General features: G+C 52.2%; 21 protein-coding genes. 16 read left to right on the forward strand and 5 right to left on the reverse strand.

Annotation, left to right across the window (positions count from 1 at the left end; translation table 11 throughout):
* The first annotated feature begins 255 nt into the window (after positions 1 to 255).
* On the forward strand, positions 256 to 756 hold the full coding sequence (locus PJE062_RS12470) for a hypothetical protein (protein WP_008549717.1): 501 nt from the start codon (positions 256 to 258) through the stop codon (positions 754 to 756).
* Between the two features lie 48 nt (positions 757 to 804).
* On the opposite strand, the gene PJE062_RS12475 is transcribed toward PJE062_RS12470, so the two are convergent.
* Positions 805 to 2,304 carry a CoA-acylating methylmalonate-semialdehyde dehydrogenase gene (locus PJE062_RS12475; RefSeq protein ID WP_008549559.1) on the reverse strand — a complete coding sequence of 500 codons (1,500 nt, stop codon included), beginning with the start codon at positions 2,302 to 2,304 and terminating at the stop codon, positions 805 to 807.
* Positions 2,305 to 2,494: 190 nt separating this feature from the next.
* Between PJE062_RS12475 and PJE062_RS12480 the strand changes: the two genes are divergently transcribed.
* Both PJE062_RS12480 and PJE062_RS12485 read left to right on the forward strand, forming a co-directional pair.
* Positions 2,495 to 3,385, forward strand: coding sequence for a LysR family transcriptional regulator (locus PJE062_RS12480; protein ID WP_008550093.1), 891 nt, complete (start codon positions 2,495 to 2,497; stop codon positions 3,383 to 3,385).
* A gap of 112 nt (positions 3,386 to 3,497) precedes the next feature.
* Positions 3,498 to 4,337: a hypothetical protein gene (locus PJE062_RS12485; protein ID WP_008549660.1), complete on the forward strand. Its 840-nt coding sequence runs from the start codon at positions 3,498 to 3,500 to the stop codon at positions 4,335 to 4,337.
* 90 nt (positions 4,338 to 4,427) lie between these two features.
* Here the strand turns inward: PJE062_RS12485 and PJE062_RS12490 are convergent, their stop codons facing one another.
* Positions 4,428 to 5,939 (reverse strand): phosphomannomutase/phosphoglucomutase, encoded by a 1,512-nt coding sequence (locus PJE062_RS12490; RefSeq protein WP_008549646.1) that lies wholly within the window; start codon positions 5,937 to 5,939, stop codon positions 4,428 to 4,430.
* A gap of 109 nt (positions 5,940 to 6,048) precedes the next feature.
* Positions 6,049 to 7,452, reverse strand: a complete 1,404-nt coding sequence (locus PJE062_RS12495) for a mannose-1-phosphate guanylyltransferase/mannose-6-phosphate isomerase (protein WP_208982291.1) — start codon at positions 7,450 to 7,452, stop codon at positions 6,049 to 6,051.
* 236 nt (positions 7,453 to 7,688) lie between these two features.
* Between PJE062_RS12495 and PJE062_RS12500 the strand changes: the two genes are divergently transcribed.
* The 12 genes from PJE062_RS12500 (at position 7,689) to PJE062_RS12555 (ending at position 22,689) form a co-directional block, all read left to right on the forward strand.
* On the forward strand, positions 7,689 to 9,002 hold the full coding sequence (locus tag PJE062_RS12500; protein WP_008549953.1) for an acetylornithine deacetylase/succinyl-diaminopimelate desuccinylase family protein: 1,314 nt from the start codon (positions 7,689 to 7,691) through the stop codon (positions 9,000 to 9,002).
* Positions 9,003 to 9,022: 20 nt separating this feature from the next.
* Complete coding sequence (locus PJE062_RS12505; protein ID WP_008549534.1) at positions 9,023 to 10,534, forward strand: ABC transporter substrate-binding protein; 1,512 nt, start codon at positions 9,023 to 9,025, stop codon at positions 10,532 to 10,534.
* A gap of 196 nt (positions 10,535 to 10,730) precedes the next feature.
* A complete protein-coding gene (locus PJE062_RS12510; RefSeq protein ID WP_008550042.1) occupies positions 10,731 to 11,678 on the forward strand; it encodes an ABC transporter permease in 948 nt (315 codons plus the stop codon).
* The gene (locus tag PJE062_RS12515; protein WP_008549753.1) at positions 11,675 to 12,559 is read left to right on the forward strand and encodes an ABC transporter permease; all 885 of its coding nucleotides are present in this window, start codon (positions 11,675 to 11,677) and stop codon (positions 12,557 to 12,559) included. Before PJE062_RS12510 ends, PJE062_RS12515 begins: the two co-directional genes overlap by 4 nt.
* Positions 12,556 to 14,193 carry an ABC transporter ATP-binding protein gene (locus PJE062_RS12520; protein WP_008549949.1) on the forward strand — a complete coding sequence of 546 codons (1,638 nt, stop codon included), beginning with the start codon at positions 12,556 to 12,558 and terminating at the stop codon, positions 14,191 to 14,193. Before PJE062_RS12515 ends, PJE062_RS12520 begins: the two co-directional genes overlap by 4 nt.
* 73 nt (positions 14,194 to 14,266) lie before the next feature.
* Positions 14,267 to 14,965 (forward strand): class II aldolase/adducin family protein, encoded by a 699-nt coding sequence (locus PJE062_RS12525; protein WP_008550040.1) that lies wholly within the window; start codon positions 14,267 to 14,269, stop codon positions 14,963 to 14,965.
* A gap of 67 nt (positions 14,966 to 15,032) precedes the next feature.
* A complete protein-coding gene (locus tag PJE062_RS12530) occupies positions 15,033 to 15,965 on the forward strand; it encodes an ROK family protein (protein ID WP_008549602.1) in 933 nt (310 codons plus the stop codon).
* Between the two features lie 72 nt (positions 15,966 to 16,037).
* Positions 16,038 to 17,192 (forward strand): acetylornithine deacetylase, encoded by a 1,155-nt coding sequence (gene argE / locus PJE062_RS12535; protein WP_008550055.1) that lies wholly within the window; start codon positions 16,038 to 16,040, stop codon positions 17,190 to 17,192.
* Positions 17,193 to 17,478: 286 nt separating this feature from the next.
* A complete protein-coding gene (locus tag PJE062_RS12540; protein ID WP_008550056.1) occupies positions 17,479 to 19,641 on the forward strand; it encodes an anthranilate synthase in 2,163 nt (720 codons plus the stop codon).
* A gap of 406 nt (positions 19,642 to 20,047) precedes the next feature.
* Entirely contained in the window at positions 20,048 to 21,067 is a 1,020-nt protein-coding gene (locus PJE062_RS12545; RefSeq protein ID WP_008549979.1) for an ABC transporter substrate-binding protein, read from the forward strand.
* Positions 21,068 to 21,128: 61 nt separating this feature from the next.
* A complete protein-coding gene (locus PJE062_RS12550) occupies positions 21,129 to 21,896 on the forward strand; it encodes an ABC transporter ATP-binding protein (RefSeq protein WP_008549506.1) in 768 nt (255 codons plus the stop codon).
* Positions 21,889 to 22,689, forward strand: a complete 801-nt coding sequence (locus PJE062_RS12555; RefSeq protein WP_008549522.1) for an ABC transporter permease — start codon at positions 21,889 to 21,891, stop codon at positions 22,687 to 22,689. Before PJE062_RS12550 ends, PJE062_RS12555 begins: the two co-directional genes overlap by 8 nt.
* A 46-nt stretch (positions 22,690 to 22,735) precedes the next feature.
* On the opposite strand, the gene PJE062_RS12560 is transcribed toward PJE062_RS12555, so the two are convergent.
* Complete coding sequence (locus PJE062_RS12560) at positions 22,736 to 23,197, reverse strand: SRPBCC family protein (protein WP_008549778.1); 462 nt, start codon at positions 23,195 to 23,197, stop codon at positions 22,736 to 22,738.
* 255 nt (positions 23,198 to 23,452) lie between these two features.
* Here PJE062_RS12560 and PJE062_RS12565 point away from each other — a divergent pair, with 255 nt between their 5' ends.
* Positions 23,453 to 24,103, forward strand: a complete 651-nt coding sequence (locus PJE062_RS12565; RefSeq protein ID WP_008550095.1) for a peroxiredoxin — start codon at positions 23,453 to 23,455, stop codon at positions 24,101 to 24,103.
* A gap of 81 nt (positions 24,104 to 24,184) precedes the next feature.
* Here the strand turns inward: PJE062_RS12565 and ilvD are convergent, their stop codons facing one another.
* A complete protein-coding gene (ilvD, locus tag PJE062_RS12570) occupies positions 24,185 to 26,032 on the reverse strand; it encodes a dihydroxy-acid dehydratase (RefSeq protein ID WP_008549549.1) in 1,848 nt (615 codons plus the stop codon).
* Between the last annotated feature and the right edge of the window lie 51 nt (positions 26,033 to 26,083).

Consider the following 26,083-nt stretch of genomic DNA (forward strand, 5'->3'; position numbering starts at 1 on the left):
TAGTATGGGACATAAGCGCACAGGTGCGCGCATGGAGAGATCTAAGGAGCCTCAAAGCGCCTTGCTTTTGCCGAGGTTTACGGGGTTTTACCGAAGAGCTGCCACGATAAAAATCAAAATGGCTCATGGATTCCCGAATTTTCGGGAATATTAACTGCTTTCCGCTAGGGTCCCCGGGTTCTCTTGTACATCTCAGCCTACATCGAACTAACGAATTGATATTGCTGAATAACAACAAAAAGGAGAGAACCTGCCATGTTTCGCTCTTTTAGCCGTCTTTTCCTGACGGCAATTTGGGGCCTGGGCCTTACCTCCGCATCCATTGCCTCCGAGAAGCAAGGTTTTACCGCCGAGCGCAGTGATGTGATTCCGCCGCTGGAGATTTTCCAGACGATGGCGGAGGACCTGCAACCACAGGGCTGGATCACGTTTCAGACGCTGGATGGCAAGCAGATTGTCAACTTCGCGCCGATCATGTCGCTGCGCTGCAGACTGAAGGAAATTAAGTATTCCATCGATTCCAAAGATCTCGATGAGAGCTTCCCCATTCCTGATTGTGATCCGGAGTATCCCTTCCGCGTGGAAGCTCAAAGCATTCATCAGCCTTACATCATCGAGTTTCCTGGTGGGACTGTGCAAGCCCTGGCTGTTCAGTTGACGTGGGATGATGGCAGCACCAGCAAAATCGCTTACTACGAGCCCTGCCGGGCTGTGGGGGCTGCGCCCTGCGCCTACCCTCTTGGCAGTCATGAATGAAAAAAGGCGCTCTGAAGAGCGCCTTTTCCAAATCTATGTCCCGAAGGCTTAGCCCATTGTTGGGATAGAGAATTCTGCACCTTCTTTAACACCTGAAGGCCAGCGGGATGTCACTGTCTTGGTGCGGGTGTAGAACTTGAAGCCGTCTGGGCCGTGCTGGTTCAGATCGCCGAAGCCAGAACGCTTCCAACCGCCGAAGGTGTGGTAAGCGAGCGGCACAGGGATTGGCACGTTGATGCCGACCATGCCGATGTTGATGCGGCTTGCGAAGTCACGTGCAGTGTCACCGTCACGGGTGAAGATTGCAGTGCCGTTGCCGTACTCGTGATCCATTGGCAGGCTCAGAGCTTCTTCGTAGTTTTCTGCGCGAACAACTGTCAGAACCGGACCAAAGATTTCTTCTTTGTAGATGTCCATGTCTTTGGTTGCGTTGTCGAACAGGCAAGGACCAACGAAGTTACCGTTTTCATAGCCCTGCAGTTTGAAGTCACGACCGTCTACAACAAGCTTAGCGCCCTGCTCTACGCCGGAGTTCACCAGACCGAGGATACGGTCACGTGCCTGTGGGGTGATGACTGGACCGAAGTCTACGTCGTCGCCAGCGGTGTAAGGACCAACCTTGAGGGCTTCAACGCGTGGGATGAGCTTCTCGATGAGACGGTCTGCAGTTTCCTGACCAACTGGAACAGCAACGGAGATCGCCATGCAGCGTTCGCCAGCAGCACCGAAGCCTGCACCAACCAGAGCGTCAGCAGCCTGATCCAGATCAGCGTCTGGCATGATGAGCATGTGGTTTTTCGCGCCGCCGAAGCACTGTACGCGCTTACCGGAAGCTGTACCGCGGGTGTACACGTATTCAGCAATCGCGGTGGAACCAACGAAGCCAACAGCCTGGATGATCGGGTCATCGAGGATTGCGTCTACAGATTCTTTGTCGCCGTTTACAACGTTCAGAACGCCGTCTGGCAGACCAGCTTCCTGCATCAGCTCAGCGAGCATCATAGGCACGGAAGGGTTACGCTCGGATGGCTTGAGGATGAAGGAGTTACCAGCTGCGATCGCAACACAGAACTTCCACATCGGGATCATTGCAGGGAAGTTGAATGGAGTGATACCCGCAACAACGCCCAGTGGCTGGCGCATGGAGTACATGTCGATGCCAGGACCAGCGCCTTCGGTGAACTCACCCTTCATCATGTGCGGTGCGCCGATGCAGAATTCTGCAACTTCGAGACCACGGATCACGTCGCCCTTCGCATCAGGGAAGGTTTTGCCGTGTTCTGCGGACAGCTTGGATGCCAGCTTGTCCATGTCGCGATGAAGCAGAGATACGAACTTCATCATTACGCGAGCGCGGCGCTGTGGGTTGGTTTTTGCCCAGCCTACCTGCGCTTTTTCAGCGATAGCTACTGCTTCCTGCAGTTCAGCTGTGGTTGCCAGAGCAACTTTTGCTGTAACTTCACCGGTTGCTGGGTTGAAAACGTCAGCTGCGCGGCCAGACTTGCCTGCAACGCGCTGTCCATTGATGAAATGACCGATCTCTTCCATGAGGTCCTCCCTCTCCAGGTCTATTCTTGCGGCCCGCAAACGCATGCGTTTTACAGGTCTGCGAGCGAATTTCTTTATGCCCCTAGCATGAACTATATTTTTCGCATATCAATGAGATAATATTCGAAACCGTTGTGCAAAAATTAAAGAACAAACTGCGCAGCACTTGGAATGGGAGCAATCAAAAATCATGAACTGGGATGATGCAAGAGTGTTTCTTGCTGTGGCACGCTCCGGACAAATTTTGGGAGCTGCTCAAAGGCTAGGTCTTAACCATGCAACCGTGGCCCGCCGCCTCTCTGCACTTGAGGCGGCATTGCAGGCTAAACTGATTGATCGCCGAACCACAGGCTGCGCCTTGACCAGTGAAGGTGAGCGGTTCTTTGAGTTTGCTGAGAGCATGGAAACGGAGATGCTTTCTGCTCGCGCTGAAATCGGCGGGACGGATGTGGAGCTTTCCGGTGCGGTGCGTATTGGTGCACCTGATGGCTTTGGAGTTGCGTTTCTGGCGCCACGCCTTGGGGCTCTCAATGAACGTTATCCCGATCTGACACTGCAGTTGGTTCCACTCCACAGGGCTTTCTCCCTTTCAAAGCGAGAGGCAGATCTGGCCGTGACAGTGGGCCAGCCAGAACATGGGCGTTTAGTCAGCCGAAAACTGACGGATTACTCTCTGGGCCTTTATGCCTCCCGTACCTATGCTGATCGCTATGGCCTGCCACAGACCGAAGAAGAGCTGAAGCAGCATCGCCTGATTGGATATGTGGACGATCTGATCTTTGCCTCCTCTCTCAACTACTCCGCTGAGTTCTCCAAGGAGTGGCAGTCACGTCTAGAGTGCGCCAGTGCTCTTGGGCAGACGGAAGCCGTACGCGCTGGCAGCGGGATCGGCATCCTTCACGGGTTTATTGCGGATGGAAATGATGACTTCGTGCCTGTGCTGCCTGAACGACGTATCTCGCGCAGTTACTATCTTGTGACCCATGAAAGCGCACGACACCTGCGCCGTATCAAAGCTGTCTCGGATTTCATCAGTGATCTGGTAAAGCAAGAGAAGGATCTCTTTAGAAACCACCTGTAACACACTGATTTAGAGTCGGTTTCAAGCCATTAAAATTATAAATTGTCATTTTTGATAATTTATAATATACAGTCGGCATACCCTCCTGACTGTAACTTGAAGGCAAAATGAGATGATTGGTAAGCTTGCGGAGTACGTTGGCGTTCCTTTGGTTGTTGTCACTATCGTGGCAACCTTGCTTTATTTTGATTTTGGCGGATATCTGACGCAGGAAAGCCAGGCTGCCGATGGTAAGGACCAGCCCAAAGTGCTGGATACGCTTATCGCGGACATTCCCTCTCTGCCCGTGATCAAGGGAGATTTTCCGAGTCTTTACAAAGACCTGCAGAGTCAAATTGAGAAAGAGATTCAATCAGGCTCTGATGAGCGGGTGTTGGCCAAGAGTTTGCATGACTTGCTCTATCGTGCCCTGCAGGTGTATCGGCCACTTCTGAAGTATGCTGATGACGATAAAATCATCGAGGTCCTGAAAGCCAAGCGTGCCCTCACCTTGAAGCTGAACAAAAGCAAGGGTGAGCTGATTTGTGCGCAGGTCTTTTCCGGGTCGACTGGCGCGTTTCTGGACAGCTACACAGAGGTGGAAAGCGAAAGCACCAAAGAAGGGCTGGTTCTCTTCCGCCTACTTGCAGATGCGCAAGTGAAAGCCAAGGATGACGGGCTTGTCATTCATTACCCGGCAGAGCCATTGAAGAAGAAAATCCGTGTGATTGGGCAGGCAACAGATAAGCCCACCGATACGGACTTGTATCTTCCGGTGAACGCAGCTTTTGACGCGCTTGTGAAAGTGTATCCGATGGAGTCACTGAGCCGTATTTTTGCTGCGGACCCAACAGATAAGCAACTCTGTGACAGTGAGATCCGCCTTTATGATGCGATCATTGGATTGCCGAAACCGCATGGCCCAGCGGTGCGCAAGTACATTGTCGATCTGCTTTACTTTGCAGGCTACTAGCCATCTCCCACCCCTTGTGCAAGTAGTCCCATAACAAAAACGCCGGCCCCATAAGGCCGGCGTTTTTAGCGTCTTTATTCTGTTTAGGCGTTAGGCCAGTTCAGCAAGTGTCTGGTTGTAGTCACCAACCTCTGGATTTTCGCGCAGGACTGAATCCATTGCTTTGAACATCTCGTGCAGGCGCTCTTCAGAAACTGGGCTTTCCACCACAACAACCAGTTCAGGTTTGTTGGAGGATGCGCGAACAAGGCCCCAGGTGCCGTCATCACAAACAACACGAACGCCGTTTACGGTGATGAGGTCATCAATGTCATGACCGGATACTTTCGCGCCTTCCGCCTTCATAGACTTGAAGCGCTCAACAACACGATCAACCACATCGTACTTGATCTCATCTGCGCATTTTGCTGCCATGGTTGGGGAGCCCCAGGTCTTTGGCAGGTCACGGCGCAGATCAGCCATGGTCTTATCCGGGTTGCGGTCCATCATGTCCAGAACAGCAACTGCAGAGACAACACCATCATCATACCCACGGCCAATTGGTGGGTTGAAGAAATAGTGGCCGGACTTTTCGAAGCCAGCGATCGCACCAAGCTCAGTCACGCGGCGTTTGATGTAAGAGTGACCGGTTTTGAAGTAGTCAGTCTTCGCACCATTGGCCTTGAGGACCGGGTCCGTGTGGTAGAGACCGGTTGACTTCACATCCACAACGAACTGAGTTTCCGGATGTAACGCGGAGATATCGCGGGCGAGCATGACGCCGACTTTATCTGCGAAGATCTCTTCACCTTCGTTATCAACCACACCGCAGCGGTCACCATCACCGTCAAAGCCCAGACCAACTTCAGCGCCGGTTTCCAGCACCTTGTCGCGGATCGCATGAAGCATCTTCATATCTTCCGGATTCGGGTTGTAGTTCGGGAAGGTATGATCCAGCTCGCAGTCCAGTGGAATAACATCCACACCCAGCGCTTCAAGAATACGAGGTGCGAATGCACCTGCTGTGCCGTTACCACATGCCACGACCGCTTTGATCGGGCGTTTCAGCTTCTCGCGTTCCGTCAGATCCGCAATGTAGCGGTCTGCCAGATCCGGGTGATACTCATAGGAACCACCACCACGCAGATCACTTTTGCCTTCCAGAACGATCTCCTTCAGGCGACCCATTTCTTCCGGACCAAAGGTCAGCGGACGGTTTGCGCCCATTTTTACGCCGGTCCAGCCGTTGTCGTTGTGGGAGGCTGTGACCATCGCCACGCATGGGACATCCAGATCAAACTGAGCGTAGTAAGCCATTGGAGACATGGCGAGGCCAATGTCATGCACCTTGATGCCAGCTGACATGAGACCAGTGATCAAGGCCATTTTGATTGAGGCAGAGTAACCGCGAAAGTCATGACCGGTTACGATCTCAGGGCGAACACCAAGTTCATGAATGAGAGTTCCGAGCCCCTCGCCCAGCGCCTGAATGCCCTTCAGGTTGATCTCTTCTTCAAAGAGCCAGCGCGCATCGTACTCGCGAAAACCGGTTGGCTTGACCAACGGTGTCGTTTCATAGGCCAAGGTGTTCGGCGTTAGCTTTGAAACCGGTTTAACTGACATATTTTCTCCTAGGTAAGCATCAGATCACTGGTAGTGCAGAGACGTGACGCTTTTATCAAACTCCGTTTGAATGTGTTTCGTTACCCACCAAACGGTTTTCAAATTCACGTTATACTCGCAGGATATCATCCTCGGCGATGTATGCGCCGGACTGGACTTCGATCATGCGAACCGGGATTTTTCCCGGATTTTGTAGTTTGTGCCTTGCTCCAAGCGGGACAAAGACAGACTGATTTTCTGAAATCAGCTCATCTTTCCCATCAATGGTCACTTCCAGCGTTCCACTCACAACAACCCAGTGCTCTGCACGGTGGATGTGGCGCTGCAGTGTCAGGCCTTTGCCAGGTTCGATCATCATGGACTGCACACGAAAGCGCTCGCCTTCTGAGATACGCTCGCTCCATCCCCATGGGCGATAAACGCGGCGGTGTTGAACAGTTTCAGGCCGGTTTGCCTTGTCCAATTGTTCCACCACCTTCTTCACGTCCTGCGCCTTATCTTTTGCGGCGACGAGGAGTGCGTCCTTGGTGTTGACGACCATGACATCTTCCAAGCCGACAACGCTGACGAGGGCATCTTCAGAATAAACGAGGCAATTTTTGGACTGTTCGAAGATCGCGTCGCCCAAAGCGGAGTTACCCTCATCATTCTTTGCCATGGACTCCCAGATTGCAGGCCAAGAACCCAGATCACTCCACCCCGGATCAGTGGGAACGCAGGCAACATTCTCTTCATTTTCCATGATCGCATAGTCAAAGGAGATGTTGCGCACCTGTGCGAAGGCTTCTTCTTCCAATCTCAGGAAGTCCAGATCGTGCCTTGCATTCTCAGAGGCCTTGGCCACCTGCTCCCAGATATCAGGGGCGTGCTTTTGGAAAGCATCGCGCATGGCAGCAGCTGAGTACATGAAGATGCCGGCGTTCCAAAGGTAGTTGCCGTCTTTGAGGAACTCCTCTGCGGTCGCCTGGTCCGGCTTTTCGACAAAGGCATCGACCTTGCGGACAGACTCACTGCCCTCGCATAGCTTGATGTAGCCGTAGCCGGTGTTGGGTTCGCTTGGTTCAATACCAAAGGTCACGATCTGCCCGGCATCAGCAGCAGTCTGCGCTGCGTCTACAGCGCATAGAAACTCTTTGTCATCTGCGACCAGATGATCTGACGGCAGCAGCAATACGATGGCGTTTTCATCTGTCTGTAGCGCCATAAGAGCTGCAAGAGCCGCTGGTGCAGCGGTGTTGCGTCCGCATGGCTCCAGCACGATGGCCTGAGGCTCAATACCGAGTTCTGCCATTTGCTCGCCGATCAGAAAGCGATGATCCTGATTGGAAATGACCAGAGGCGCGCGGAATTGCTCGGAACTCACTCGTTCACATGTCTTTTGAAAGAGGCTTTGTCCTGAAAAGATTGGCAAGAATTGTTTTGGCCTTTCTCTACGGGACAGAGGCCAGAGGCGAGATCCAAACCCACCCGACAGAATCACAGGTGTGATTTTGCTCATGCTATTGCCAGTCATATTTTTAGGATCACTTTCAAACAAACGAGTAGACTATTCGTAAACTCAGAAGGTGCAGGCAAAAACCCTCAAAACACGTGGAGTTTCAGTGTTCCACACATTCTCTCGAAAAGTAATTAAGGCATTTTACCAGTCTCTTTATCGTCAACTTACCTAGTACTTTTCAGGGGTATTCAGTCGATTTGGGACGGGTCACGATATTCGTTAATTCATTTAAGCATTTGATTGGGGGGACAATGCGGGATGAACTCAGGCAATCTGTCGAGAGCAAAGTAGAGGAGCTTGTGGCTCTGACACGGGATCTGATTGCGTTTCCAACTATCAATCCTCCCGGAGAGGCTTATCGCCCCTGTGCCGAGTTCATTGGGGAACGCTTGAGGCGCAAAGGCTTCCAGGTTGAGTATGTCAGAGGTGAAAGCACCCCTGGCGACTCTGATCGCTATCCGCGTATCAATGTCATCTGTCGCTATGAGGGACGCGGCCCCGGGCCTTGCGTTCATTTCAACTCACACATTGATGTGGTTGAAGTTGGATATGGCTGGACGGTTGATCCATTTGCCGGGGTTGTCAAAGACGGAAAGGTCTTTGGGCGTGGAGCCTGCGATATGAAGGGCGGTTTGGCTTCTTCCATTATTGCGGCAGAAACTCTGATTGAGTGTTTCCCCGAGTTTTGCGGTGCGATTGAGATCTCAGGCACCGTTGATGAAGAGTCTGGTGGGCTTGGCGGCGTGGCTTATCTTGCCAGACACGGATATTTTTCCAAGCCTCGCGTTGATCATGTGATCATCCCGGAACCACTGCATAAGGATCAGGTCTGTCTTGGACACAGAGGGGTCTGGTGGAGTGAGATCGAGACTCGCGGCTCCATTGCCCACGGCTCAATGCCGTTCTTGGGAGACAGCGCAATTCGTCACATGGGGGCGTTTTTGAATGTGCTTGAAGACGAGCTTTACCCTGCGCTCAGCAAAAAACAAACACAAATGCCGGTTATTCCTCCCGGCGCCCGATCATCAACGTTAAATATCAATTCGTTACATGGCGGGCAGGATGAAGGACATGACGGTCTTCCCTCCCCTTGTGTTGCGGATAGCTGCCGCATCGTACTGGATCGTCGCTTCTTGATTGAAGAGCCTTTGGAGGACGTGAAACAAGAGATAGTTGAAATATTAGAAAATCTGCGTAAAACACGTAGAAATTTCGAATATGAACTTAAGGATCTCCTTGAAGTTCTCCCTGTGATGGCCGACAAAGACTCCCCAGTCGCGCGCGCAGTCGCAGACGGAATTAAAGACGTGCTTCAAAAGGATGCGTCATATGTGGTCTCTCCGGGGACATATGATCAGAAGCACATAACACGGCTTGGCCATTTGCACGATTGTATTGCGTATGGCCCAGGCAAACTTGAGATGGCGCACAGGCCGGACGAATTTGTTGGAATTGAGGATCTCGTAGACAGCGCAAAAGTAATGGCACTGGCGGCGTACTCTCTTCTAACAGAGCCTGATGCAAGCCCAATAACAAGAACACAGTCTGATCACGTGCACTCTTAAAGTATAAGGGACGGAATGGAATGCATGCAAAGTCATTAAAAAGTCGGCTGCTTTGCCTTGCTGGAGGCGCGGCCCTCGTCCTTGCAGCACTTACAGGTGCGCACGGTTCTGCTGAAGCCAAATCATCCCTGTCTTTGGGAATGGTACTTGAACCTCCTCATCTTGACGCGACTGCAGGCGCAGCTGCTGCGATTGATGAAGTGGTTTATCAAAACATCTTTCAGGGTCTGACACGTATCGGGCCGGATGGTAGCGTTCAGCCTTCTCTCGCCAAATCCTGGGATGTGAGCGAAGATGGAATGACCTATCGCTTCCACCTGCAAAAGGGTGTTGTCTTCCATGACGGAACACCGTTTTCAGCTGAGGATGTCAAGTTTTCCATCGATCGCGCACGGGCGGAAGGCAGCGTGAATGCCCAGAAGCCTTTGTTTGCAGCGATTAGTGAAGTGGTGGTGGTTGATCCGGAAACCGTTGATATCAAACTCACCACGCCAAGTGGCAATCTTGCTTATAATCTGGCTTGGGGTGACGCCGTTATCGTTTCTCCTAAATCAGCTGAGAGCAACAAAACGAAACCGATTGGCACCGGACCATTCAAGTTCGATCGCTGGATGAAGGGGCAGGAAATCCGCATTTCCCGCTTTGATGGTTATTGGGGTGATCAGCCTAAGTTGGATAAAGCATCGTTCCGTTTTATCTCTGATCCCAACGCTGCTTTTGCTGCGATGATCTCCGGTGACCTTGATGCGTTTCCAACCTTCTCTGCACCAGAAACCATTGCTCAGTTTGAAGCTGATCCACGTTTTGAAGTTGCGATTGGGACCACTGAAGGTGAAACCATTCTAGCGATGAACAACACTCGTGGCCCGCTTAAGAACAAGCTGGTCCGTCAGGCTATTTCTCATGCGATTAACAAGCAGGCGCTGATTGACGGAGCAATGTTCGGTCTGGGCACTCCAATCGGCACACACTTTGCGCCGCACCACCCTGCCTATAACGATCTGACGGGACTTTATCCTTACGATCCAGCAAAGGCGAAAGAGCTGCTTGCCAAGGCCGGTTACGCTGATGGCTTCAGTGCGACACTGAAATTGCCACCACCAACCTATGCCCGCCGTGGCGGTGAATTGATTGCATCAGATCTGAAGAAAGTTGGCATTGACCTGAAGATCATTCCGGTTGAATGGGCGCAGTGGCTTTCTGAGGTATTTAAAGAGACCAACTACGACTTCACCATCGTCTCTCACGTTGAGCCAATGGATATTGGTATCTATGCGCGGGAGAAGTACTACTTCAACTACAACAGTGACGCCTTCAAGAACGTGATTGAAGAGCTGAATGTGACAGTTGATGAAGAGAAGCGTTATGAGCTTTTGAAACAGGCTCAGCAGATCATCTCTGACGATGCGGTGAATGTATATCTGTTCCAGCTGGCGAAGTCTGGTGTTTGGAATGCCAATGTGAAGGGGCTTTGGCGCAACTCTCCGACACCGGGCAATGACCTGTCGCAGGTTCACTGGGCAAATAACTAAAATCACCTAGCAAATACACGTAGATATTTGCACAGGGCTGCGGCTGCAACCGTAATCGCGGCCCTTCTCAATTGCTATTCCAGACCAATTGGTTTAAGCGATTTCAAACCGATAGTTACTCTAGGGGTAACCCTTTTCTCTCATTGTACAATTTGCTTGTGCGACGCAAGTTTGATTGGTTTTGCGGATTTGTCGAATGCTCTGGTTCGCGTTCCTTCGCCTCATAGGCTTACTGACAACTCTATTGGCCGCAAGCCTCGTAATCTTCGTTGTGCTTGAGGTTATTCCCGGTGATCCGGCAGAAGTGATGCTTGGGCTGAACGCACAGCCCGACACGCTGGCAGCGCTGCGTGCCGAACTGGGTCTGAACGCACCTGTCTCTACCCGTTATGTCAACTGGTTGTTCGGCATGCTGCAGGGCGATTTTGGGATCAGCTATACCTATTCCGTTCCAGTTGCAGAACTCATCGGTGAGCGTATTCAGATCAGCCTTCCGCTGGCCACCGGCGCTCTGATCCTTTCTACAATCATCGCAATCCCAATCGGCGTTTATTCAGCACGGTATCATGGCAAGGTCATTGATACGGGCATCATGTCTGTCGCGCAGATTGGTATTGCGATCCCGAACTTCTGGATCGCTATTCTTTTAGTTTACGTATTCGCGATTGTGCTTCGTGTGTTGCCATCGGGCGGCTTCCCCGGTTGGGAGGTGAGCTTCTTTGGCTCATTACAAGCGCTGATCCTGCCTGTTGTGGCTTTGGCCTTGCCGCAGGCCAGCATTCTGGCCCGTGTGATGCGTTCTGCTCTGCTGGATGTACTGCATGAGGACTATATCCGCACCGCACGCGCTAAAGGTCTTTCCAACAAAGCCACGCTTTGGCACCATGGTGTGCGAAATGCCCTTATTCCGGTGCTGACCATTCTTGGCCTTCAGTTCTCCTTCCTGATTGCGGGTACTGTTATCATTGAGAACCTGTTCTACCTGCCAGGACTTGGACGTCTGATTTTCCAAGGCATCACTCAGCGCGATCTCATTGTCGTAAAAAGCAGCGTGATGCTGCTTGTTGCTCTGACCATCTTCGTGACGTTTCTCGTCGACATCGCCTATGCAGCCATTGATCCAAGATTGAGGCGACGAGTATGAATCAGGAACTTCCAAGCTACCCGTCGCTTGCTACCTATGATGAAATCTCCATCTGGAGGAAGGCCCTGCATAGCCGCTCCTTCTTGATTGGTGCCTTCCTTGCCATCGTTATATTGATAGCTGGTGTGCTCTCCATCTTCTGGACGCCTTATGCAATCGATGTTCTGAACGTTGCCAACCGCTTGAAACCAATGGGCTCTGAGTTCTGGTTCGGAACAGATCAGTATGGCCGCGATATCTTTTCGATGCTGATGGTGGGTGCGCGCACTTCCATCATTGTGGCGTTGATTGCCGTTGGTATTGGCATGCTGATCGGTGTTCCGCTGGGACTGCTTGCAGCAGCACGCAAAGGTTTGCTGGAAGAACTGGTGATGCGCACCAATGACCTGATCTTTGCGTTCCCTTCCCTGCTCTCCGCCGTGCTGATCACCTCTATTTTTGGACCAGGTACGATCAACGCTGTGATCGCGATTGGCATCTTCAATATTCCGGTGTTCGCACGTGTGGCCAGAGGTGGTGCTCTATCCCTTTCAGGCCGTGAGTTTTTACTTGCTGCCCGGCTTTCTGGCAAGAACTCGTTCTTGATCACGCTGGAGCACGTTATTCCGAATATCGCTAATCTGCTGATTGTGCAGGCGACCATTCAGCTGTCGCTAGCAATTTTGTCGGAAGCCGGGCTTTCTTACCTTGGTCTGGGCACGCAGCCGCCGATGGCAAGTTGGGGTCGCATGCTTTATGAGGCGCAGACCATGGTCGCGTTTGCACCACAACTGGCGCTTTATCCGGGCTTTGCAATTATCTTCTCTGTGCTTGGCTTCAACCTGCTGGGTGATGGCCTACGCGATCTGCTGGATCCCAAAATGCGGAGGAGAGTGGCATGACTTCTGTCTTTTCCGCGACGGACCTTTGCGTTTCCATTGGCGACAAGGCGATCCTGCGCAATGTGAGCTTCTCACTTGAGCAAGGCAAAATTCTTGGCCTTGTAGGAGAAAGTGGCTCAGGCAAGTCCATGAGTGCGCTTTCGGCAATGCAGCTGCTACCAGAAGGTGCTAATCAGATCGGTGAGCTGATGTTTGAGGGCAAGAACCTCACGTGCGCCAGTGATGCTGAGATGACCCACATTCGCGGCAAAGACATCTCCATGGTGTTTCAGGAACCTCTGACAGCTCTTAATCCGACGCGCACTATTGGTGAGCAAGTGTCAGAAGGATTGCGCTGGCACCTTGGTCTTTCCCGCAAAGAAGCGATGGAGCAGACCGTTGACGTTCTGGAACGTGTTGGCCTTGGCCTTGAATACGGACTGATAGATCGCTTTCCGCACCAGCTCTCTGGTGGTCAGCGCCAGCGTGTGGTCATCGCTATTGCGATTGCCTGCAAACCAAAAGTTCTTATTGCCGATGAGCCGACAACTGCACTGGACGTGACCGTTCAGGCACAGATCCTGACATTGCTCAAGGACATCGTGAAGAAAGAGCAGATGGCAATGCTGCTCATTTCACATGATCTGGCTGTTGTTGCGGATATGGCGGACAATGTGGCGATCATGAAGGATGGTGTGATTGTTGAACGCGGCCCAACTTGCGAGCTGTTCGACAATCTCACTCACCCATATTCTAAGAAACTGTTTGAAGCTTCAAACCATGTACCAGTTCCGCGGCAAGAGCCAGTCGATGAGGTGACACAACCGCTGTTGAAGGTGAGTAATGTGCTGCGCGAATATCCACTTCCGCGCGCCAGCTTCTTCACGCGTCGGCAATGGCACCGTGCAGTTCAGCATGTGTCCTTCCATGTGGCGCCCCGTCAGAGTATGGGGCTGGTGGGCGAGAGTGGGTGTGGCAAGTCCACATTGGCCCGCACTATATTAGGCCTCACGCCACCTGATGGCGGGCACATTCAGTTTCTGGGACAAGACCCCTATTCTGTTTCTCGCAAAGACCGGCAAGATCTTCAGCTTGGGATTCAGGCCGTGTTTCAGGATCCGTACGGCAGCTTTGACCCACGACATACCGTTGAACGCACAGTGGGCGAGCCATTGCATTTGATGCGTAAGGAGCTGTCTCGCGCACAGCGCCGGAAACGGGTCCACGAAGTATTGGAGAGCGTTGGTCTTACTTCAGCTGATGCAAACAAATATCCTCATGAGTTTTCAGGGGGGCAACGACAACGTATTGCTATTGCGCGTGCGTTGGTGACCAATCCAAGCCTGATTGTGGCTGATGAACCGGTCTCAGCGCTGGATGTTTCAATCCGCGCGCAGATCCTCGATCTGTTTGCTGATCTGCGAGATCGTCTGGGGATGGCTTACCTGTTCATCTCGCACGATCTATCTGTTGTACAAGCTATTACAGACCGCGTGATTGTGATGAATGCTGGCCGGATCGTTGAGGAAGGACCAACCGGAGAGGTCTTCTCCAACCCAAAGCATCCGTATACACGTATCCTTGTTTCTGCTGCACCTGACCTAAATGAGGCCTTGCGCAGGCGTCGAGAAGAAGAGAACAAGGATACGCATTGAGCGCTATTGCCTAAGACGAACCGTTGCCACTAGCCTTGCTCACGTTTTGGCCGCAGCACACTGGAGAGGTGTAATGACAATTGCTGAAAACCAGCTTCGCCGAGAAATCATTGAGACGGCACGTGCTTTGCAAAGCACTGGTTTGACACATGGCACCTCTGGCAATGTCAGCGCACGGTACAACAACGGTATGCTGATAACTCCTTCTGGTCTTCCCTATGAGGACCTGGAGGTGGAGAAGATCGTCTTCATGGATCTGGAAGGTGGCTATTACGGAGATTATTTGCCCTCTTCCGAATGGCGCATGCATTTGGATATCTACCGCACTTATGAAGCTGCGAAGGCAGTGGTGCATAGCCATTCACCGCGTGCGACTGCACTTTCAACCCACAACCGGGGCATACCCGCGTTTCATTACATGGTCGCTGTGGCAGGTGGAGATGAAATCAAATGTGCGGACTATGCCACCTTTGGCACTAAAGCACTGTCAGATGCGATGATTGCAGCTTTGGAAGATCGCCGAGCCTGTTTGCTGGCTCATCACGGACAGATCGCTTATGGCCCTTCATTAAACAAGGCATTTGGGCTCGCTGGTGAAGTGGAAGCACTGGCTGATCAATATCTTTCTGCACTGGTTCTGGGAGAACCTGCGCCTCTTTCTCCAACCGAGATGAAAGAGATACTGCGAAAATTTAAATGCTACGGCAAACAACTGGATGCTCTGGATGGGGACGACGCGGGCGCATTTGAAATGCCCCAGCGACGCGACTAAACCAGAGAACAACAATAAATGCAGAGGCCATGGCCTCATATGCATGTAACGGGGGAATGATTGGAACATGCGAATTGGACTTGACTGGGGTGGCACCAAAATTGAAGCGCTGGCACTTTCTAACGAAGGTGCAGAACTGTTTCGCAAGCGTGTTCCAACACCCAAGAATGATTACCAAGGCTGCGTAGAGGCTGTTGTTGGACTTGTTGCGGATGTTGAAGCGGCTACCGGAGAGACCGGCACCGTCGGTATCGGGATTCCGGGCTCCATCTCTCCAAGCACAGGATTGGTCAAGAACGCCAACTCAACATGGATGAATGGCAAGCCGCTCGACAAAGATTTACGTGATGCTCTTGGCCGTGAAGTGCGCATTCAAAACGATGCCAACTGTATGGCAGTGTCTGAAGCCATCGATGGCGCGGGTGCGGGCTGCGGAGTTGTCCATGGCGTGATCATCGGCACTGGCTGCGGATCTGGCATTGCCATCAATGGCCGCCCGCATAAAGGAGCCAACGGTATTGGCGGCGAATGGGGCAACGTGACCGTTCCATGGATGCAGGAAAGTGAGTTTCCGGGACCACTGAACTGGACCGGACACCATGGTACTATCGATTTACTCTGCTCCGGCACAGGCTTTCAGTGGGACTATGAAAATGCCACGGGCAAAGCCTTAAAAGGCCTTGAGATCATTGAGTTGATGCGCTCTGGTGATGAAGCTGCTATGGGCACTTTTCAGCGTTATGTGAGCCGATTGGGCCGCGCCTTGGCGATGGCTGCCAACATACTGGATCCAGATTGCTTTGTGCTGGCTGGTGGCATGTCCAACGTAGAAGAGATCTACAAGGACCTTCCTGCAGCTATGCGTCCTTACATTTTCTCCGACGGTTATGATTTTGATATCCGCAAGGCCAAACACGGCGATAGTTCTGGTGTTCGCGGAGCCGCCTGGCTGTGGGGTAAAGGCGAAACAACGCAAGGGCAGGTCAACGAAAGCTCGTAAACGTACTTTTCCTTATGGATTTCTCTTTCTATAGTCGGTTCTCACGATTCTGATTTCCCGAAAGAAATTTCCATGACAATGACAAGCCAAGAAGTCCTTGCAAAGCTGGTTAGCTTTGACACGGTCAGCGCAAAAACAAATCTCCCCCTGATCAAGTGGATCGAAGAGTATCTGTCTGATCTGGGGGTCTCTTCTTTCACTCTGCCAGATGAGACTGGCGAGAAAGCAAGCTTATTTGCGACGATCGGTGGTGATGGAACGGATGGCTACGTTCTTTCAGGCCATACAGACGTTGTGCCGGTCGCAGGTCAGGACTGGACCACTGACCCATTCATTCTTCGTGAGCAGGAGGGTCTACTTTATGGCCGCGGCTCCTGTGACATGAAGGGCTTTGTTGCGTGCTCTCTGGCTAAAGTGCCGGACATGCTAAAAGCACCGCTGAAGAAGCCATTCCATCTAATGTTCTCTTATGATGAGGAAGTTGGGTGTATCGGTGTGCAGCCTATTCTGCACAAGCTGGCCGGTGATGACTTCAAGGCTGAGGCTTGCTTTGTTGGTGAGCCAACTGAAATGCAGGTGGTTGTTGCGCACAAATCCAAGTCATCTTACCGCGCAGTATTTACTGGCCTTTCCTGTCACTCTTCCCTTGCCCCTCACGGCGTGAATGCGGTTCACTACGGCGCCCGCCTAGTGACAAAGCTGGAAGAGATAGCACGTAAATTAGCTGCCGGCCCAAGCGACGCGCTTTATGACCTGCCCTTCTCCACGGCCCATACAGGCGTCATCAAAGGCGGTACTGCTCTCAACATCGTGCCAGAGCATTGTGAAGTGATCTTTGAGTTCCGCATGTTGCCTTCTGAGAGCACCAAGGCTTGCATGGGCGAAGTTGAGCGCTACGCCTTCGAAGAGTTACTGCCGGAAATGCGCAAAGTCTATCCTGAGGCCAACATCGAGTTCATTCCATTCTCAGAGATCCCGGGATTAGATACTGAGGTTGAAGCAGACGTGACTGTTTTGGCGAAGAAGCTGGCAGGTCGCAATGATCACGCCAAAGTCGCTTATGGAACAGAAGCTGGCCTCATCCAGAACATCCTCGATATCCCTACCGTCGTTTGCGGCCCGGGCAGCATTGAGCAGGCTCACAAACCAGACGAGTTCATCAAGAAATCCGAGCTCGACAAATGCAACGCCTTCCTTGATCGCCTGATCAAACACGCTTGTTCGTAGCGACTAAACGAGGCCACTTCACAATGGGTTGAAGTGGCCTTTTGCTTATTGGTGGGTGCAATTTTGTTTCAGGAGTTGCACCTATTCGCTCCTTAGGTTATGAAAATCGCATGATGACTATGCAAGCTCAAAACATGCTGTGGTGGTGGCGCCGGTGACGGTGGCTGATCACGCATGTCTTGAAGACCTGTAATTTCCAAGCCGCCGCATTCCCTGCAGGCGGCTTTGTTGTATCTACCGCCTCGCAAACATCGGAAACTGGTGTGCACGACCCGGAGGATTGACCATGCCGATCACGGCAGAACGGACTTATAAGAGCAAAGGCGGCGTTATCATCCGCCGCAAAAGCCGCAATGCTGATTATGCCGCTGGTACAAGCGAATGGATGGATAGACTGGATCGCCAGCGCGGTGCAGTTCTCTCCTCATCCTACGAATATCCGGGCCGTTATACGCGCTGGGATATGGCTCTGGCCAATCCGCCGCTGCTGATCGAGTCCAATGACCGCAAGATCACCATTCAGGCCCTGAATGAACGTGGCTGCGTGCTTATGCCAGCTGTTACTGGTGCTCTGGAAGGCCATGAAGATATCACAGAGTTTTCTGCGGATGAGTACCGTATCGATCTGACCGTAAAGACACCGGACCGTGCTTTTTCTGAGGAAGAACGTTCCCGTCAACCGTCGACCTTCTCAGTTGTTCGCACGCTGGTTGATCTATTTTCCTGTGATGATGATCAGCTCGGCCTTTATGGTGCGTTTGGCTATGATCTGACCTTCCAGTTTGAGCCGATTAATCAAAAACTGCAGCGTCCTGATGACCAGCGGGATATGGTGCTGTTTCTACCGGATGAAATCCTGATCGTTGACCACTATGGCCGCAAAGCTCACGTGCTGGAATACGATTTTGAGTTCAACGCCAAGACCACGGATGGTCTGCCGCGTGATGGCGAGGAAACTCCGTATAAGCCAGCGACTGAAACACCGCGCCGTGGTGATCACGAGCCGGGTGAGTACGCTGATCTGGTGCGTTCTGCGGTTGACTATTTCAAACGCGGTGATCTGTTTGAGACTGTTCCGGGGCAGGTCTTTTACGAGCCTTGCAACAACCCTCCATCCGCTGTTTCCCGACGTTTGCAGCAGATCAATCCATCCCCCTATTCGTTCTTCATCAACTTAGGCAATGCTGAGTACCTCGTTGGTGCATCACCCGAAATGTATGTGCGTGTTACCGGCGGTCGCCGCGTTGAGACCTGTCCGATTTCAGGCACCATCCGTCGTGGTAAAAATGCGATTGAGGATGAAGCGCAGATCCGCAAACTGCTGAACTCCACCAAGGATGAAGCAGAGCTGACCATGTGCTCTGACGTGGATCGCAACGATAAGAGCCGTATCTGTGTGCCTGAGTCCGTTCGTGTTATCGGACGTCGTCAGATCGAGATGTACTCCCGCCTGATCCATACGGTGGACCACATTGAAGGCACCCTGCTTGATGGCAAGGATGCTCTGGATGCTTTCCTCTCCCACACATGGGCTGTGACCGTGACTGGTGCGCCGAAACGGTGGGCTATGCAGTTTATCGAGGATCATGAGAAGAGCCCACGTGCTTGGTATGGGGGCGCCATCGGTGCTGTGTTGTTTAACGGTGATATGAACACCGGTCTAACCCTGCGCACCGTGCGCATCAAAGATGGTATCGCTCAGATCCGCGCAGGTGCAACACTGCTTTACGATAGCATTCCTGAGGATGAAGAGGCCGAGACCGAACTGAAAGCATCAGCAATGATTGCTGCGGTTCGTGAAGCTGGTCTTGCATTGAAATCTGAAGAGGAAGTGGTCAAAGCCAAGCCGGGTAAGGGCAAAAAGATCCTGCTCGTGGATCATGAAGACAGTTTCGTTCATACGCTTGCGAACTACTTCCGTCAGACTGGCGCTGAGGTTGTGACCTATCGTAGTCCGGTACTGGATGAGGTGTTTGATCGGGTTAATCCGGATCTGGTGGTTCTCTCCCCTGGTCCGGGCTCACCGAAGGACTTTGATTGCACGGCAACCATTGAACGGGCACGTGCTCGTAAACTGCCGATCTTTGGTGTGTGTCTTGGCCTTCAAGCGCTGACAGAAGCGTTTGGTGGTGAGCTGGATCAGTTGGATGTACCGGTCCACGGCAAGCCATCTCTTGTCTCCTTCACGCACAACTCCGTGCTGTTTGATGGCCTGAGTTCTCCTGTGACGGTTGGCCGTTACCACTCACTGTTTGCTAAGCGTGATGTGCTGCCGGAGTGCTTTGAGGTGACTTCAGAGACCAAAGACGGTGTGATTATGGCGATCGAACATAAGAGTGAACCTATTGGCGCTGTTCAGTTTCACCCAGAATCCATCATGTCTCTGGATCAGGATGGTGGCCATCAGATCATCGAGAATGTGATGACCAAGCTTCTTACAAAGGGTTGAAGCTGATCGCAGATCAAATTGAGTTCATCAATTGGACTCATTCTGAGGCCGGAGATGAGTAATCACTTCTGGCCTTTTTACTAGAGTTTTGTGCAGATGATTTATCGGAAAGAAACCTAGAAGCATCTTTGGCTAAGTCTTCTCGAATTTGCAGCATATAAATGCGCAGAGTTGCGAGTGTGAACCTATTCAGATTGAGAATATTGCAAGTCTCAGGTGTGCCGGGTTGCGTTATATGATTAATCTATGCACGATTGAACTGGTTGACGCGGTTGTCTCTCATAAAGATCAGACAGCTGCATTTGATTTATTCCTGCGTGTTACTGCCCGAAGACAGATTGCCACTTTTCGGGAAACGCTTTGATTGACGAGAGTTTTCTCTCACCGTTCACTTAAGAGGATAGAGATGAAAGTACGCGGTATTTTAAGCGGCGTTTTGATGGGCGCAGCAGTTCTGACCGGAACGTTAGCGACCACAGCATCAGCAGAAGAGAAGATCACCGTTGGCGCCCTGCGCTTTACTTCTCATGCCGCAAATTTTGTTGCATTTGAAAAAGGTTACTTCAAAGACGCCGGTCTGGACGTGGAATTCAAGTTCTTCCAGGCCGCGCAGCCAATGGCGCTTGCGATTGCATCTGGCGACGTTGATTTTGGTCTTACTGCAATTTCCGGTGGTCTGATCAGCCTTGCAGACAAGGGTGCTGTGAAGGTGATTGGTGGGGCGCTGCAGGAAGAAGATGGCATTGATGGCCAGATGATCCTTGCTTCCAAAGCTGCGTATGATGCTGGCCTGAAAACACCTGCAGACCTGAAGGGCAAAAGCTTTGGTGTGACCACTGCCGGTTCTTCCTTCCACTACATGGCGCACAAGATTGCTGACAAGGAAGGATTTGACCGCAAAGACATCAAAATCCGCCCTCTACAGAAGGTTGGGGCTGTGATTGGTGCGCTAAAGAGCGGTCAGATCGATGCATGGTCCATCGTTCCGCACATTGCCAAAGGCTTGGCAAAGTCTCCTCAGGTGGAAGTGATCGGTAAGGTGTCTGACTATGTGCCGAACTACCAGGTGACCACAGTTTTCACCTCCACGAAAAACACCAGTAACAATCCTGAGCTGGTTAAAACCTTCCTTGGCGCTTACTCCAAGGGCGCGGCAGATTTCAATGCGGCTCTGGTTGATAAATCCGCAGGTGATGCTGCTGCAGAGGACATGGTGAAGCTTATTCACAAGTACGTTTATGCAGATCGTCCATATGAGAAAGCTGCACCTTCCATTCGCAACGGTGCGATGCGTCTGAATGAAGGTGCTGCCTTGAACATGGCGAGTGTTGAAGATCAGCTCAACTGGTTCAAGAGCGAAAAGCTCGTGCCAGCTGGCGTAACACTCGACAAGCTGGTTGACGCGAAGTTCGTCGAAACCTTCTAATCCAACACGGGTATTGGCCGTTATCGGGCAATACCCCTTCCCCATAATCCGGTTGGATTACATGCAAATTTCCATCGAAAATCTTAGGCATTCCTACGGTTCTGTAGAGGTGCTCCAAGACATCAATCTGACTTTTGAGCCCGGTGAAATCGCCGTGATCATTGGTCCTTCGGGCTGTGGTAAATCGACCCTGCTGCGCTTAATGGGTGGGCTTGAAGAACCGAGCCAAGGCGCTGCCTACATTGCCGGGCAAGTACCTGAAGGCTCTCTCAATCCCCTCACCTATATCTTTCAGGATTTCGCATTGCTGCCATGGCGTACTGTGGCAGGCAACATCTCTCTTGTGCTTGAGGATCACAAGCTGCCGAAGAAGGAGTGTGAAGCTATCATCACCGATGTGCTTGCACGCACCAACCTTTCTGAGTTTCATGATGCCCTTCCTCGCCAGCTCTCTGGCGGGATGAAGCAGCGTGTGGCCATTGCACGAGCCCTTGCCGTACGCCCGGCTTTTTTACTGATGGACGAGCCGCTATCAGCTCTGGATAGCCAGACACGAGAACTGCTGATGGACGATCTGGTTGATTTGTGGGCGCGGGAGAAGTTCTCGGCTTGTTATGTGACCCACAATCTGGCTGAAGCGGTGCGTCTCGGACACAAGGTGATCGTGCTCTCGCGCCGCCCCGGAAAGGTGCGTGAGGTGGTTCAGATTGGCATGCCACTGGAACAGCGGCGCGAGCGGGCAGCAGAGCTGGAAGATGTTCAGCAGCAACTCTGGCACATGATGCGCGAAGAAGCTCTGGCAGCAGACAGGGAGCTTGCTGATGTCTGATCAGATAAATCGCAGAAAAGTTCCGTTTCGCGGTGGTGGCTTCAAACCGCGGCCTATCCGCTTTGTTGCGCCCTTCGTGTTTCTCGCGCTGGTGCTGTTCTGGGAGTTTGGTTCCCGCACTGGCTTGATCAGCAATCTGGTGTTGCCAGCACCTTCTGAAGCCTTTCAGGCGTTTATGGATCTCTATCACTCCGGACTGCTTTGGAAGCATGTGAGCACCAGCCTTTACCGTCTGGTTTTTGGGTGGAGCATTGGAACAGCGCTCGGTATTCTGGTTGGTTTGCTGATTGGGTTGTTTTCACTGGCACGAGCCAGCTTGCTGCCGCTCACATCAGCTTTCTTTCCCATTCCAAAGATCGCTTTGCTGCCGCTTTTCATCATCTGGTTCGGCATTGGCGAGGGTTCCAAGGTCGCAACGATCCTGTTTGGCACCTTCTTCCCCACTGTTATCGCGACCTATGGCGGCGTTGATAATGTGGAGCGTGGGTTGATCCGTATGGGGCAGTCCTTTGGGATGAGCTGGCTTTCTATTGTCAGGAAAATCATATTGCCGGGAGCCTTGCCCGCAATCCTCTCGGGCGCGCGTATCTCTGCCAGCATCGCTATCATCCTGTTGGTGGCGGCAGAAATGATCGGTGCCGAGTATGGCATTGGTGCCTACGTACTGATGGCAGGATCTTTGTTTGCGACTGACCAGCTGATCGTCGGCGTGGCTATGCTTTCCGTTCTGGGGCTCTGCGTGAGCTGGTTGATCGGGAAAGCTGAAAAAGCATTGTTGAGCTGGCGGGGATAGTCACTAAAAGAGAACCTCGCTGGAGATGACAGCGAGGTTTTACATATTACTCAGCGCTTGCGTTGCACGCGTCTTTGAAATGATGTTCAAACACGCTCACCCAGCCGTTGTTGTAGCTTTCACGCATTGTCGAGCCGATTTCGCCGAGCTTCTCCCAGTCATGGTGGCTCAAGACCACTTTTGTCCCCTCACCATCCTTCTCAAAAGTTACGTCAACGCAGGTTGCCATACTCTCAGGATTGTTGATGTGCCATAGAACTGAAAGCGCTTTAGGTGGTTGAAAGAGCTTGATGGTGCCCCAATCATGACGTGTACCATCACCGGCAATTTCATAGAGTTTGCCGCCTTCTTTTTGCTCGCAGAAGACATCTGGCAGCTCTCCGCCGCTCATTGCTGTGACTGAATGAGTTTGGGTCGGCCACCATTTGCTAAAGTCACCAGTGAAAACCTCAAATGCCTTTTCCGGGGTGCAGTTCACTTTGATCATTTTCACCACTGGCGTGATCATTCTCATCTCCTGTTGAGCGGCGATTTCATTGGTTTAGCCTATCCAATGCCTTTGCAAGCCATAGACTGCCTTAGATTTTCATCCGCAAGTTGTCAAACTAGGAGGCCTTCTGCCAAAACTCAATGATGGCCTGCTCTTGTAGTTTGCCTCTATTGTTTCGCGGAAAACTAATCTGAAGGAAGATAGTGGCGGGCCGAAAAAAGGCATATTGCGGTCTTATCTCAGTCCAGATGCCATATCAGAAGAGGACAAGTCATGGTTTTGCGCATAAACGATACGATCCCTAATTTGACCGTTCCTACTGATCATGGAGAGATCAATCTGCACGATTGGGTCGGTGACAGCTGGGCGATCATTTTCTCTCACCCCAAGGACTTCACCCCGGTTTGCACCACGGAGTTTGGCGCAGTTGCCCAGTTGGGTGACGAATGGGCCAAACGAAATACCAAGGTTCTTGGTGTTTCCGTTGACGGTGTTGAGGACCACAAGAAGTGGAAAGTCGACATTGAGGCCGTTGGCGGCAGCAAACCTGATTTCGCGATCGTTGCGGATGCGGGGCTTGAGATGGCAAAGGCCTTTGACATGTTGCCTGCAGAGTACGTTCTACCCGATGGTCGTACACCTGCAGATTCAGCTACTGTACGCTCTGTTTTCATCATCGGGCCTGACAAGCAGGTCAAGCTGATGATGACCTATCCGATGACAGTTGGCCGTAACTTCGCAGAAATCCTTCGCGCTTTGGATGGGCTTCAAATGTCCGCCAAAGGCGTTGCAACACCTGCTGACTGGACCGTTGGTGAGGATGTCATCGTACCACCAGCCGTCACTACAGAGGATGCTGAGAGCAAGTTTGGTGCTGTTAAAACCGTTCTGCCTTACCTGCGGTACGTGAACGCTCCGAACTAAGCGCTCGAATTTTGAGCTTAAAGAAAAAGCCCCGTGGAGCAGAACTCCACGGGGCTTTGATAATTCAGATCTGCTTTACGCTTAGTCGACCTTGCGGACCGCGCCTTTTGCTGCGCTGGTTGTCATAGCAGCGTATGCTTTCAGCGCGGTAGAGACCTTACGGGTACGCTTTTCAGCTGGCTTCCAAGCGTCTTTGCCTTTGGCTTCCATTGCTGTACGGCGAGATGCAAGTTCTTCATCAGAAACACGCATTTCGATCTTGCGGTTTGGAATGTCGATATCGATCATATCGCCTTCTTCCAGCAGACCGATGTTGCCGCCTTCTGCCGCTTCCGGAGATACGTGGCCGATGGACAGGCCAGAAGAACCACCAGAGAAGCGGCCATCGGTAACTAGCGCGCACGCTTTGCCGAGGCCTTTGGACTTGAGGTAACTGGTTGGGTACAGCATTTCCTGCATGCCCGGACCACCGCGTGGACCTTCGTAGCGAATGAGAACGATGTCACCCTCTTTCACCTTGCCGGTCAGGATCGCGCTTACAGCTGAATCTTGAGATTCAAAGATGCGGGCTGGACCGGAGAACTTGAGGATGCTCTCATCTACGCCTGCGGTTTTAACGATACAGCCGTCTTCAGCAAGGTTGCCGAAGAGAACAGCCAGACCGCCGTCTTGAGAATAAGCGTGCTCTTTGGAGCGGATGACGCCGTTTTCGCGATCATCATCAACGCCTTCTTCATAGCGAGAGCTTTGAGAGAACGCGACCTGCGTTGGAACGCCGCCCGGCGCTGCGGAGAAGAATTCGCGCACGCTAGCGCTGTCGGTGCGTTTGATGTCCCAGCGCTCCAGAGCTTCGGCCATATCTTTCGCGTGAACCGACTTCACGGAGGTATCGATTAGGCCTGCGCGGTCGAGTTCACCCAGAATGCCGAGGATACCGCCTGCGCGGTGGACGTCTTCCATATGAACATTTTCAACGGAAGGAGCGACTTTACAGAGGACTGGCACCTGGCGGGACAAGCGATCGATGTCGTCCATGGTGAAGTCTATTTCACCTTCCTGAGCAGCAGCCAGCAGGTGCAGAACGGTGTTGGTGGAGCCACCCATGGCGATGTCCATTGTCATTGCGTTTTCAAAGGCTTTGAAGTTTGCAATGTTGCGCGGCAGAGCGTTTTCGTCGTTCTGTTCGTAATAGCGCTTGGCCAGATCCACGATCAGATGACCTGCTTCGATGAACAGACGTTTACGGTCTGCGTGTGTTGCAAGCGTAGATCCGTTGCCCGGCAGGGACAGACCCAGAGCTTCGGTCAGACAGTTCATGGAGTTCGCGGTGAACATGCCTGAACAGGACCCACAAGTCGGGCATGCGCTGCGCTCGATGCTCTGAACATCGCTGTCAGAAACACTGTCATCGGCTGCGGCGATCATTGCGTCGACAAGGTCAACTTTGCGTTTTTCACCGTTTGCGAGCGTTACTTTGCCCGCTTCCATCGGTCCACCGGACACAAACACGGTTGGGATGTTGAGACGCAAAGACGCCATCAGCATGCCCGGGGTGATCTTGTCACAGTTGGAGATACAGACCATGGCATCAGCGCAGTGTGCGTTGACCATGTACTCTACGGAGTCGGCGATCAGTTCACGAGATGGCAGCGAATAGAGCATGCCGTCGTGGCCCATCGCGATGCCGTCGTCGACAGCGATGGTGTTGAACTCTTTTGCGATGCCGCCGGCCTGTTCGATTTCACGAGCGACAAGCTGACCGAGGTCTTTCAAATGCACGTGGCCAGGCACGAACTGCGTGAAGGAGTTTACGACAGCAATAATCGGCTTGCCGAAGTCACCTTCCTTAACACCGGTTGCACGCCACAGACCTCTGGCGCCTGCCATGTTGCGGCCGTGTGTGGATGTGCGTGAACGATAGTTTGGCATTGAAAACCCCAATCTGGCGAAATGTTATCTACGCGTTGCGGTATAGTTAGT

This window comes from Pseudovibrio sp. JE062, assembly GCF_000156235.1.
In the GTDB taxonomy this organism is placed as follows: domain Bacteria; phylum Pseudomonadota; class Alphaproteobacteria; order Rhizobiales; family Stappiaceae; genus Pseudovibrio.

Coding starts and splice junctions, on each gene's coding strand:
- PJE062_RS12525 (WP_008550040.1), top strand. CDS start 14,267: ATGACAATTGCTGAAAACCAGCTTCGCCGAGAAATCATTGAGACGGCA.
- PJE062_RS12515 (WP_008549753.1), top strand. CDS start 11,675: ATGAATCAGGAACTTCCAAGCTACCCGTCGCTTGCTACCTATGATGAA.
- PJE062_RS12540 (WP_008550056.1), top strand. CDS start 17,479: ATGCCGATCACGGCAGAACGGACTTATAAGAGCAAAGGCGGCGTTATC.
- PJE062_RS12500 (WP_008549953.1), top strand. CDS start 7,689: ATGCGGGATGAACTCAGGCAATCTGTCGAGAGCAAAGTAGAGGAGCTT.
- PJE062_RS12475 (WP_008549559.1), bottom strand. CDS start 2,304: ATGGAAGAGATCGGTCATTTCATCAATGGACAGCGCGTTGCAGGCAAG.
- PJE062_RS12550 (WP_008549506.1), top strand. CDS start 21,129: ATGCAAATTTCCATCGAAAATCTTAGGCATTCCTACGGTTCTGTAGAG.
- PJE062_RS12490 (WP_008549646.1), bottom strand. CDS start 5,939: ATGTCAGTTAAACCGGTTTCAAAGCTAACGCCGAACACCTTGGCCTAT.
- PJE062_RS12530 (WP_008549602.1), top strand. CDS start 15,033: ATGCGAATTGGACTTGACTGGGGTGGCACCAAAATTGAAGCGCTGGCA.
- PJE062_RS12470 (WP_008549717.1), top strand. CDS start 256: ATGTTTCGCTCTTTTAGCCGTCTTTTCCTGACGGCAATTTGGGGCCTG.
- PJE062_RS12510 (WP_008550042.1), top strand. CDS start 10,731: ATGCTCTGGTTCGCGTTCCTTCGCCTCATAGGCTTACTGACAACTCTA.
- argE (WP_008550055.1), top strand. CDS start 16,038: ATGACAATGACAAGCCAAGAAGTCCTTGCAAAGCTGGTTAGCTTTGAC.
- PJE062_RS12480 (WP_008550093.1), top strand. CDS start 2,495: ATGAACTGGGATGATGCAAGAGTGTTTCTTGCTGTGGCACGCTCCGGA.
- PJE062_RS12545 (WP_008549979.1), top strand. CDS start 20,048: ATGAAAGTACGCGGTATTTTAAGCGGCGTTTTGATGGGCGCAGCAGTT.
- PJE062_RS12520 (WP_008549949.1), top strand. CDS start 12,556: ATGACTTCTGTCTTTTCCGCGACGGACCTTTGCGTTTCCATTGGCGAC.
- PJE062_RS12555 (WP_008549522.1), top strand. CDS start 21,889: ATGTCTGATCAGATAAATCGCAGAAAAGTTCCGTTTCGCGGTGGTGGC.
- PJE062_RS12565 (WP_008550095.1), top strand. CDS start 23,453: ATGGTTTTGCGCATAAACGATACGATCCCTAATTTGACCGTTCCTACT.
- PJE062_RS12560 (WP_008549778.1), bottom strand. CDS start 23,197: ATGATCACGCCAGTGGTGAAAATGATCAAAGTGAACTGCACCCCGGAA.
- PJE062_RS12495 (WP_208982291.1), bottom strand. CDS start 7,452: ATGACTGGCAATAGCATGAGCAAAATCACACCTGTGATTCTGTCGGGT.
- PJE062_RS12485 (WP_008549660.1), top strand. CDS start 3,498: ATGATTGGTAAGCTTGCGGAGTACGTTGGCGTTCCTTTGGTTGTTGTC.
- PJE062_RS12505 (WP_008549534.1), top strand. CDS start 9,023: ATGCATGCAAAGTCATTAAAAAGTCGGCTGCTTTGCCTTGCTGGAGGC.
- ilvD (WP_008549549.1), bottom strand. CDS start 26,032: ATGCCAAACTATCGTTCACGCACATCCACACACGGCCGCAACATGGCA.